The sequence below is a fragment of the Fibrobacter sp. UWCM genome, from assembly GCF_900129735.1.
In the GTDB taxonomy this organism is placed as follows: domain Bacteria; phylum Fibrobacterota; class Fibrobacteria; order Fibrobacterales; family Fibrobacteraceae; genus Fibrobacter.
In genome coordinates, this window is record NZ_FQWR01000056.1 from 1 (window position 1) to 2,380 (window position 2,380).

Consider the following 2,380-nt stretch of genomic DNA (forward strand, 5'->3'; position numbering starts at 1 on the left):
TATACCACTTAACAAGAAAAAAGGATATATTTTAACTTAACCGGTAATGAATATGGTTGTTCATGAACCCACTATTAAAAAACCTACAAATCCAATTGCTATAAATTTCAGTAAGCCTACCAACAATCTTTCCATTGCTTTTTTCATTCAAGTAGCAAGCTAATTCTGACACATAATTAGAACGGACATTTCCTATTCCAGTCAAATATCTTGCACTTGTTCCCTTTTTGTGAAAATTCACTTTTTCATATGGTTCCGTAAAATCAACACCCTTCAGTACATTAAAAGATCCATCAACAGTAATATACCGTTGATACGGTTTAACCGTATCTGACAAAAGAAAATGGAACCACGTTTTTATTACTACCTGCGGATGAAGGACACCTTTATTCTGTTTTCTAATTTCAGTTTCAACAGCATTTTTTCCGCGATTTGTATATGTAACAATTAAAACTCTCTTGTCACTATCCGCGACAACATCAAGTGCATTACGGCATATATCATATGTTTTACCAGATCCAGCGGCAGAAATCTTAATGATGTTCGTCATAATGAGCAATCACTTTCTGAATATATTCGGGATACTTGATACTTTCCTCGGCTTCAAACACCCTAAAAGCCCATTCAGTTTTATTTTTCGTCATAAATTCAAGTACACCATCATAATCCCGGCTTTTTAGCGAATAACAATTTTCTGAGGAAATTATTCTTTTAAATTGCTCTACAGGCTGTCCATTTTCACAATTTACTGCCAAAACACTAGGCTCAATTGTATTGAACTCGGCATTTTCCTCATAATAAAATGTTAATTCCTTCTTCCCCAAATACCCCTCATATTTCTCTTGAATATTCTTTTTCACATCTCCATCATTATCGGTGACTACCACTATCCGCTTCCCCATAAGTAGCGCAATATCACAATAATGCTTAAACGCCAATGAATCGACAACTATAATGTCTACGCCATCTTCATGCGGAAGTTTTCCATACTTATCTTTGTACGCCCTCTGAATTATCAAATCATCTGTCGGTCCCTCCACAAGAATAGCCTTTGACGCCAAAACAAATCGCAATGTATCATAACCTGGGAGTTTAATAAAATATTTTTTTGTGTCATCAGGAAGTTTCTTATACGATGTAACATCTCCATCCTTGACTAATATGACATTTTCAAGACTCAGTTTGTTAGCGATATAACTACTATGGGTTGATATAAAAACCTGTTTTCCTGTTGAAGAAGAAACATGACCTACAAGTCTAGCCATATTCGTGAAAGAAAGATTATTCTCTGGCTCTTCCATCAAAACAACATTTGCCTGAACATCCGCATTTCGAAGTGCTAGTTCTATTTTTAAAGTATTTTGCGTACCGAAGCCCAAATGTTCAAACGGAACATCATCTACAACAATTGACAACTGCTTTTTCCACGCTTCAACATCGTCTTCTCGAAGTCCCAAAGAGACACTACGCCCCTGTATGACGGATTTAACAGCGTTATTCAATGTCTTAACAGTATCGTCTTCATGAAATTCACGTCTACTGCGGTTATAAGCAATTGCTAAATCCCGGAGCTGCTCAGGAGACAAGTTCTCCGTTATGCTCTCGGACACAAATTGGTTAATAATTCCCACGTATTCCTTCCGAGTCGTATCTATGAACACGCTCTTGAAAGGACCATATCTGAAAGATACAGGACCACCATTGAAATAATGATAATCAACGGTATAGAGTTCAATCGGTATATCCGTCACATCCCCCGCATTCAGCATCTTTTGGTATATAGCCGTATTATTGTCCGCAATCTTAATCGTAACATTAATGCCAACAGCATCTTCTGAAAGAGTGTTATTAGAACCCTTTAAAATCAAATCGTCTTCAAAGTAGGCTTCAAAAACAATCTGAGGCGGAGCCGGGGTTTGTCCTTTTCCAACAGCATCAATGTATTCTTGGCGTGTCGTGCTATTGAAAAGGTTTGCCTTCAGTTGCCGTTCTAAAGCAATTCCATTAAGTTTCCCTGTAGTGAGGATTGAAAGGGCTTCGAGTATCGAACTCTTTCCCGCATCATTTTCACCAACAAAGATGTTAATTTCCGGATTCAGCGGGATAACGACATCCCTGATGAGTTTATAATTCTTAATAACCAACTTGTTGATTTTCATCAGAAAGCCTCCAGTCCACCCTAAATCTGTTTTGTTTCATTCACAAGGTATTTTAGGAAATTTACGCCCATCGGGGTTAAACCTGCACTCGATTCCTTACTATGTCCCGTACTGATTAATTGATGATTGGATTTGTAGGTTTTTTAATAGTGGGTTCATGAACAACCATATTCATTACCGGTTAAGTTAAAATATATCCTTTTTTCTTGTTAAGTGGTATA

2 protein-coding genes are annotated in these 2,380 nt (G+C 37.1%); both read right to left on the minus strand.

Translation table 11 applies throughout. The annotated features are described in order from the left end of the window. Window positions 1-31: 31 nt before the first annotated feature. On the minus strand, window positions 32-550 hold the full coding sequence (locus BUB22_RS15915; RefSeq protein WP_073116657.1) for a UvrD-helicase domain-containing protein: 519 nt from the start codon (window positions 548-550) through the stop codon (window positions 32-34). Next, window positions 534-2,159 carry an ATP-dependent nuclease gene (locus tag BUB22_RS15920; RefSeq protein WP_073116659.1) on the minus strand — a complete coding sequence of 542 codons (1,626 nt, stop codon included), beginning with the start codon at window positions 2,157-2,159 and terminating at the stop codon, window positions 534-536. The genes BUB22_RS15915 and BUB22_RS15920 overlap by 17 nt, the downstream gene beginning before the upstream one ends. Window positions 2,160-2,380: the final 221 nt, after the last annotated feature.

What these genes read in the sequence shown, in the direction of transcription:
- BUB22_RS15915 (WP_073116657.1), bottom strand. Translation starts at nt 550, where the DNA reads ATGACGAACATCATTAAGATTTCTGCCGCTGGATCTGGTAAAACATAT.
- BUB22_RS15920 (WP_073116659.1), bottom strand. Translation starts at nt 2,159, where the DNA reads ATGAAAATCAACAAGTTGGTTATTAAGAATTATAAACTCATCAGGGAT.